This is a genomic window from Bradyrhizobium sp. Mp27, assembly GCF_029953005.1.
In the GTDB taxonomy this organism is placed as follows: domain Bacteria; phylum Pseudomonadota; class Alphaproteobacteria; order Rhizobiales; family Xanthobacteraceae; genus Bradyrhizobium; species Bradyrhizobium barranii.
On sequence record NZ_JASAUS010000036.1, the window covers coordinates 60,155 to 66,913 of the forward strand.

Genomic DNA, 6,759 nt, shown 5'->3' on the forward strand with positions numbered 1-6,759 from the left:
TGCTTCCCGCCCTTCGCGCGGGAAAATCATCTAGCGCTTCACGATCTGGGCCGTCGAGACGACGGTCTCGGCGATGGCGCCGTCGCGACTGAAGGCAGCGAGATGCTGCCCGACATCGCGCAGCATCTCGTCGGCATTTTCGCCAAGCGCGTCCGGCGATGACGACGAGTAGGTGAGCGTGCGTTCCGCCAGATCGTGCAGGCCGACCAGATGGCTGGTCTCGATTGAGACGAGTTCAGCGGGCTGAAACGAACTATCGCGAAAGTATGCCGGGAGGTCGCGGTGAGTCCGCGTGCCCCGACCGGCCTCCTCCCACAGCTTGGCCGGTGACCATCGGCGGCGCGCTTCATTGTAGCCGTCAAGCCACGGGTTGCGGCCGTCGGTGGCCGAGAATGAGGCGCAGATGGCAATTGCGCCGTCGTGCGCGACCAGCCGGTCGAGCAGTGCAAGCGTCAGGTCGCGATCCATCCAATGCAGGGCGCGCCCGATCGTCACGACATCGAAGCTGCCGATGTCGGAAGCAAGCGTTTCGGCCTTGCCTTCGATCAGCGTGATATCGCGCCCTGCGCCCGCTGCGGCGCGTCGTGCCGCCTCGATCATCTCGGGCTCGGGATCGACGCCGACAACGCGGCCGACATAGGGGCCGAAGCCGAGCGCCAGGAGTCCGGGTCCGGTGCCGAGGTCTATCAGGCTGCTCTGTTTGGTGAGACCAAGCTTGTGCGCGACGCTGCGAAAGAATTCGCTCGGGTAGGGCGGCCGCAAATGCTCGTAGAGTGACGCAGTGCTCGCGAACCGGCCCATGCTTCGCCCGCCTGGCCTTACACGTGCTGGCCGCCGTTGATGTGGATCTCGGCGCCGTTGACGTAGGAACTGGTGTCCGTGCACAGCACGTAGATGATCTTGGCGACCTCGTCCGGCGTGCCGAGCCGGTGCATCGGGATCTGCTGGTCGACGATCTTCTCGGTGCCCGGCGACAGGATCGAGGTGTCGATCTCGCCCGGCGCGATCGCGTTGACGCGGACGCCGACGCGGCCGAAATCGGAGGCCATTTCGCGCGTCAGGGATGCAAGCGCGGCTTTCGATGTGGCATAGGCGGCGCCCGCAAACGGATGCACGCGCGAGCCCGCGATCGAGGTGACGTTCACGACCGAGCCCCTGGCCGCCTTCAACTCCTCGATCAATCCCCGCGCGATCATGATCGGCGCGAAGAAATTGACGTGGAAGACGTGCGTCCAGGTGTCGAGGTCGGTGTCGACCGAGCCAAGCCGCGAGCCGCCCGGACCCTTCGGCGAGATCGCGGCATTGTTGACGAGCGCATGCAGCATGCCGCCTTCGAGCCGGTTGCGGATGTCGGTGATCGCGCGCGCGGTGTCGTGGGGGTTGCCGAGGTCGACCTGGATGTGATCCTCGGGCCCGGCGTCCCACGGACAGTCCTCGGGGAAGGGATGCCGCGAGCAGGTGATGACGCGCCAGCCCGCCGACGAGAAGCGGATCACGGTGGCGTGGCCGATGCCGCGGCTCGCTCCGGTCAGGAGCAGCGTGCGGCGCGGCGCATTGGACGAATGCGGCATGGACATCTTTCAGGTCGGCCTAAGCTCAGGGATACATCCGCGTCTTGGACCATGGCTGGCCGGCCGCGTCACGGCGAAATTCGATACGGTCGTGCAGGCGGAACGGGCGGTCGTGCCAGAACTCGATACGCGAGGGCGCGATGCGCCAGCCGCTCCAGCCCGGCGGCCGCGGCACCTCGCCGATGATGTGCTTGGCTGCGACTTTGGCGATGGCTTGTTCGAAGGCGAAGCGGCTTTCCAGTGCCTCGGACTGCTTGCTCGCCCAGGCGCCGATCTGCGCCTGCTTGGGGCGGGTGGCGAAGTAGGCATCGGCCTCGGCGTCGGTCACCGGCGTCACGTTGCCGCGGATGCGGACCTGACGGCGCAGCGACTTCCAGTGAAAAAGTAACGCCGCCTTAGGATTTGCGGCGAGTTCGCGGCCCTTCTGGCTCGCGATGTGGCTGTAGAAGACGAAACCGTCGGTGTCGAAGCCCTTCATCAGCACCATGCGCACGTCTGGCAGCCCGTCGGGATCGACGGTTGCGAGCGCCATGGCGTTCGGATCGTTCGGCTCGCTCTTGATCGCCTCGTTCAGCCAGGCCTCGAACAGCGCAACTGGCTCGTCGGCGGCGGTGAAATCACCGGATGTTAAGGGTGTCTGGTGTTTCATCGAGGTCGTGTCGGTCATGTCCGGAGTCCGAATTGCGTCCCGCGGCCCAAAACGCGTTGTTGTCCGCTACCGCCCTATATAGGGCATGGGGACGCGTTGGCCTATCGGCGATCCGGCCGTCCGGCTTTGTCATGACAATGATTCTGATCGGGCTCGGCTCCGGCGGCTGCAGCTTTTCCCGCAACGACACCAGCGCCTATGCCAAGGCCGACGACCGCGACCTGACCGGCTCGATCGCGCGGCCGGCAAAGGACGCCCCGCCGACCGACACCGATCTCGCCTTCGCCCGTAACGCCGCCTCCGACGTGCTGAGCAAGGGCGACAAGGATTCCAGCCAGCACTGGGAGAATCCGGAAACCGGAGCGCGTGGCTCGGTGACGCCGATCGCGCAGTCCTACGCCGCCGAGGACGGCCGCAAGTGCCGGGACTTCCTGGCGAGCTACGTCAATGGCAGCACCGAAAGCTGGCTCCAGGGCGCCGGCTGCCAAAGCAGCCGTGGCCGTTGGGAGATTCATACGCTAAAGCCGTGGCGGAGCTAGGAATCGGCTCTGCGGCTAGTTGCAAAAATGCCACTCGCCTCCCACATGACCAGCAGATGGGGCGGGGAGCCCTTTGAACAATTCGATTTCTTGAAGGAGACGTGACGGATGCGCGACCCCTATGAGGTCTTGGGGGTGCCGCGGAGCGCCAACGCTGCCGCGATCAAGAGCGCCTATCGCAAGCTTGCCAAGAAGCACCATCCCGACAGCAACAAGGATGACCCCAAGGCCGCCGAGCGCTTCTCCGAGATCAATTCGGCGAACGAGATCATCGGCGACGAGGACAAGCGCAAGCAGTTCGACCGCGGCGAGATCGACGCCGACGGCAAGCCGCGCTTCCAGGGTTTTCCGGGCGGCGGCGGGCCGCGCGGCCGTGCGGGTCCCGGCGGGTTCGAAAGTTATACGTTCCGCAGTGGCGGCGCGGGCCCTGGCCAGGGCGGCGGCGCGTTCGAGGACATCCTCAACAGCATGTTCGGCGGGGCGCGTGGTGCGCGGCCCGGGGCCGGCGGCGCCGGGCAGTTCGAATTCGACACCGGCGGGATCGGCCTCGATCTCGACGTCAATGTCGCCATGTCCGTCTCGCTGGAAGAATCGGTCAAGGGTGGCGAGAAGCGCGTCCGGCTGCCGACGGGCAAGGAGCTCAACGTCAAGATTCCGGCCGGCGTCACCGAGGGCCAGCAGATCCGGTTGCGGGGGCAGGGCGAGAGCGCTCAGGGCCATCCGCCGGGCGATCTCCTGATCACGATCAGCATCGCGCCGCACCCGTTCTTCAAGATCGAGGGTGCCGACCTCAGGATCGACCTGCCGGTCACGCTCTACGAGGCGGTGCTCGGCGGCAAGGTCCGCGTGCCGACCCTCGGCAATGCCGTGGAACTGTCGGTCCCGAAAAACACCTCCAGCGGCCGGACTTTCCGCCTCAAGGGTAAGGGATTGCCAAAAACTGGCGGAACCGGGGATCTCTTCGTCACCATCAGGATTATGCTACCGGACGGGAACGACGCCGAGCTTGAGGCATTGATGGAGAAGTGGCGGGACCAACACCCCTACAATCCACGTAGCGGGCTTGGCTAAAGCATGATCCGGACCGGAGGGCCGCGTGAGCGCGAGGCGTTCATGAGGCGTTCAGCCGCTTTCCGAAAAGATCATGCGCAGAGAAAATTGCTGAAGCGCGAGCCATCGCGCTTTAGGGCGAAGTCGCAACTGAAGGGGGTTCTCCCAACGGTCCAGAGCATCTCTCGACAGATGATGCTCGTCATATGCCTAAGGCGTGAGAGCGCCTCTCGGCCCATGTGGTTCGACGTGTCGGCTGCCCGGCGGGGCAGTCGATAATAGGTGCGGCCTCGAGAGGGGGACCAGCGCGGTACCAAAAACCCCAATCGAGGCCGCCCGCGTCGATCGGCGGATCGAACGCTACTCATTTTCTCGTGAGCATCCGGTGCGATAATGAGACGCACCCATGTCTTGATTCCAAATTTTCAATGTCGGAATCGAGGCACCGCCTTCAAGCGGTTGCTCAGGTACCGTTTTTCTCGGCTTGGTCGTAGACCGCCTGCGCGACCTTGGTCAGGCGATCGCGATCGCTGCCGCCGCTGACGACGTAGCCGACGCCGCGCTCGGCCCAGAACAGCGCGCCGTCCTTGTCGGCTTTGGCGTAGCGCATCTGAGTCGCGCCGGTCTCGGTCTTGGCGGTGTAGATCGTGTACCGCTCGCCCGAGGCGCCCTCATACATCAGGAACGACGCCGGACCGTTCGGCCCCGGCAAGAGCCGGCCGCCGACGAGCTTCAACCCGCTCGCCTCCAGGTTCGGCGCGAACACGGTCCAGCCGCAGCGCCTGGTCAGCCAGGCCTGGAGATGGTCGCGCTCGTTGCCGCCGACCTCGACCGGGTGGCGAACCTCGACGACATAGAGGCGGTGGGCGTCGAGCGCGTCCGCCGTAAAGCTTTGGAAGGTCGAGGGGGCGTTGGCGGCGCCATGCGCTACCCAGCCGGCGGTGCCGCCGGCCACGAAGGCGACCAGCACAGCCGCCGCGGCGGCATAGAACCATTGTCGGGGACGGCGCTCCAGCCGCTCGAGCTCCAGCCGCTCGAGCTCCAGCCGGGCCGGCACCGGCTCCTGGACGACAGAGTCGTAACGCGCGTGCAGCATCTCGGCCATGGCGCGCCAGGACTGCACGCGTCCGGCATCGTCAGGGTGTGCGGCAAGCCAGGCCTCGACGTCGGCGCGGCGCTCGGCCGGCAGCTCGCCGTCGACATAGGCGTGCAGCTCGTCTTCGGTAATGGGAATATTATGGTCGTTCATATCGATCGTCTCTGGCTCTGCGGCCCAAAATGTCTTTCGCTGTCCAACTGCGCTGCTTCCCGCTCCATGCAGGCGAAGCGACCTGCGCGATGTATCAACACTGCCATCACTTCACCCGCTTGAGCGCCGGGCGCTCACCTTCCAGCGAGGCCTTGACGTGGGCTCTCGCCCGCGCCAGGCGCGACATCACGGTGCCGATCGGCACGCCCTGGATGTCGGCGACCTCGCGGTAGCTCATGCCCTCCAGCATCACCAGCAGAAGCACCGAGCGCTGCTCCTCGACCAGCGTCGCCAGCGCCTTCTCGATGTCGCGCCCTTCGGCCTCGGTCCCGCTGGCATCCGGATTGTTCTCCGTCAGCTGCGTGAATTGCGGGCGTCTTGCCAGCGAGCGCCGCCGGTTCTTGTTGAGGTTGGTCAGGATCGTATAGAGCCAGCTCCTGACATCGCCTCCGAGGAACAGGCGCTCCGAACGCAGCGCCCGCACCAGCGTATCCTGCACCAGGTCGTCGGCCGCATCCGCGTCGCGCGTGAGCGCGCGGGCGTAGCGGCGCAACGCCGGGATCATGGCTTCCACACTCTGGCGAAACGCACTCATGCCGTCTTGACGTCCTGGTGTCCGGCGCGAGCGCCTCAAGCATCATAACACCCGAACGGAACGGCTATTCCGGCGCTCGAAACAGCGTTAACGCCGCGTATTAGGACTGTACCGCGAAGGAGGGCTGGTGTACCTCCAGACCTCAACGAGAGCTCGACGGGACGCTCAAAAATGTCGCAGGATTCAGGTCTGATGCAAGGACTGATGCAAGGCAAGCGCGGGGTGATCCTCGGCCTTGCCAACAACCGCTCGATCGCCTGGGGCATCGCCAAGGCATGCCACGCGGCCGGCGCCGAGCTCGCCTTCACCTATCAGGGCGATGCGCTCAAGAAGCGCGTCGAGCCGCTCGCCGCCGAGATCGGCGGCCTCGTGCTCGGCCATTGCGACGTCACCGATGCCGCGACCATCGACGCCGCCTTCGCAGTGCTGAAGGAGAAGTGGGGCAAGATCGACTTCCTGGTGCATGCGATCGCCTACGGTGAGCAGCTCGACGGCCGCTACGTCGACACCACGCCGGAGAATTTCTCCAAGTCGATGCTGATCTCCTGCTATTCGTTCACCGCCGTGGCACAGCGCGCCGAGAAGCTGATGACCGATGGCGGCTCGCTCATCACGCTCAGCTATTACGGCGCCGAGAAGTGGATGCCGCACTACAACGTGATGGGCGTGGCGAAGGCTGCGTTGGAGGCCAGCGTGCGCTATCTCGCGGCCGATCTCGGCGAGAAGAACATCCGCGTCAACGCGATCTCGGCCGGCCCGATCAAGACGCTCGCGGCATCCGGCATCGGCGACTTCCGCTATATCCTGAAGTGGAACGAGAACAACGCGCCGATGCGGCGCAACGTCTCGATCGAAGACGTCGGCGGCAGCGCGCTGTATTTCCTCTCCGATCTCGCGCGCGGCGTCACCGGCGAGGTGCATCACGTCGATTCCGGCTATCACGTGCTCGGCATGAAGCGCCCGGACGCGCCGGACATCTCGTTCGGCGGCAAGGACTAGTACCCACTTTTCTTGGAACGTGAGTCGTGATTCAAGGTCGGGATGATACCCGAAGCAAGAGAAGTCCACCTTTCGAGGAAAGATCGCAAGGTGCTTGAGGCGTGCTG

General features: G+C 65.2%; 8 protein-coding genes. 3 read left to right on the top strand and 5 right to left on the bottom strand.

What is annotated here, in order from left to right; genetic code table 11:
* Positions 1-30: 30 nt before the first annotated feature.
* Genes QJT78_RS19875 through pdxH form a run of 3 tightly spaced genes read right to left on the bottom strand, consistent with a single transcriptional unit; the run spans position 31 to position 2,238 of the window.
* A complete protein-coding gene (locus QJT78_RS19875; RefSeq protein WP_028148211.1) occupies positions 31-801 on the bottom strand; it encodes a class I SAM-dependent methyltransferase in 771 nt (256 codons plus the stop codon).
* Between the two features lie 17 nt (positions 802-818).
* Positions 819-1,571: an SDR family oxidoreductase gene (locus tag QJT78_RS19880; RefSeq protein ID WP_028148210.1), complete on the bottom strand. Its 753-nt coding sequence runs from the start codon at positions 1,569-1,571 to the stop codon at positions 819-821.
* 25 nt (positions 1,572-1,596) lie between these two features.
* The gene (pdxH, locus tag QJT78_RS19885) at positions 1,597-2,238 is read right to left on the bottom strand and encodes a pyridoxamine 5'-phosphate oxidase (RefSeq protein WP_028148209.1); all 642 of its coding nucleotides are present in this window, start codon (positions 2,236-2,238) and stop codon (positions 1,597-1,599) included.
* A 113-nt stretch (positions 2,239-2,351) separates the two neighbouring features.
* On the opposite strand from pdxH, the gene QJT78_RS19890 reads away from it, so the two are divergent.
* Both QJT78_RS19890 and QJT78_RS19895 read left to right on the top strand, forming a co-directional pair.
* Positions 2,352-2,759 (top strand): RT0821/Lpp0805 family surface protein, encoded by a 408-nt coding sequence (locus QJT78_RS19890; RefSeq protein ID WP_028148208.1) that lies wholly within the window; start codon positions 2,352-2,354, stop codon positions 2,757-2,759.
* Positions 2,760-2,867: 108 nt separating this feature from the next.
* Entirely contained in the window at positions 2,868-3,830 is a 963-nt protein-coding gene (locus QJT78_RS19895) for a J domain-containing protein (protein WP_028148207.1), read from the top strand.
* A 442-nt stretch (positions 3,831-4,272) separates the two neighbouring features.
* On the opposite strand, the gene QJT78_RS19900 is transcribed toward QJT78_RS19895, so the two are convergent.
* A complete protein-coding gene (locus QJT78_RS19900; RefSeq protein ID WP_038953369.1) occupies positions 4,273-5,058 on the bottom strand; it encodes an anti-sigma factor in 786 nt (261 codons plus the stop codon).
* 106 nt (positions 5,059-5,164) lie between these two features.
* Positions 5,165-5,653 (bottom strand): sigma-70 family RNA polymerase sigma factor, encoded by a 489-nt coding sequence (locus QJT78_RS19905; protein ID WP_014497222.1) that lies wholly within the window; start codon positions 5,651-5,653, stop codon positions 5,165-5,167.
* 171 nt (positions 5,654-5,824) lie between these two features.
* Here QJT78_RS19905 and fabI point away from each other — a divergent pair, with 171 nt between their 5' ends.
* Positions 5,825-6,652 carry an enoyl-ACP reductase FabI gene (gene fabI / locus QJT78_RS19910; RefSeq protein ID WP_028148205.1) on the top strand — a complete coding sequence of 276 codons (828 nt, stop codon included), beginning with the start codon at positions 5,825-5,827 and terminating at the stop codon, positions 6,650-6,652.
* The last annotated feature ends 107 nt before the right edge of the window (positions 6,653-6,759 follow it).

Coding starts and splice junctions, on each gene's coding strand:
- QJT78_RS19890 (WP_028148208.1), top strand. CDS start 2,352: ATGACAATGATTCTGATCGGGCTCGGCTCCGGCGGCTGCAGCTTTTCC.
- QJT78_RS19895 (WP_028148207.1), top strand. CDS start 2,868: ATGCGCGACCCCTATGAGGTCTTGGGGGTGCCGCGGAGCGCCAACGCT.
- QJT78_RS19880 (WP_028148210.1), bottom strand. CDS start 1,571: ATGCCGCATTCGTCCAATGCGCCGCGCCGCACGCTGCTCCTGACCGGA.
- pdxH (WP_028148209.1), bottom strand. CDS start 2,238: ATGACCGACACGACCTCGATGAAACACCAGACACCCTTAACATCCGGT.
- QJT78_RS19875 (WP_028148211.1), bottom strand. CDS start 801: ATGGGCCGGTTCGCGAGCACTGCGTCACTCTACGAGCATTTGCGGCCG.
- QJT78_RS19905 (WP_014497222.1), bottom strand. CDS start 5,653: ATGAGTGCGTTTCGCCAGAGTGTGGAAGCCATGATCCCGGCGTTGCGC.
- QJT78_RS19900 (WP_038953369.1), bottom strand. CDS start 5,058: ATGAACGACCATAATATTCCCATTACCGAAGACGAGCTGCACGCCTAT.
- fabI (WP_028148205.1), top strand. CDS start 5,825: ATGTCGCAGGATTCAGGTCTGATGCAAGGACTGATGCAAGGCAAGCGC.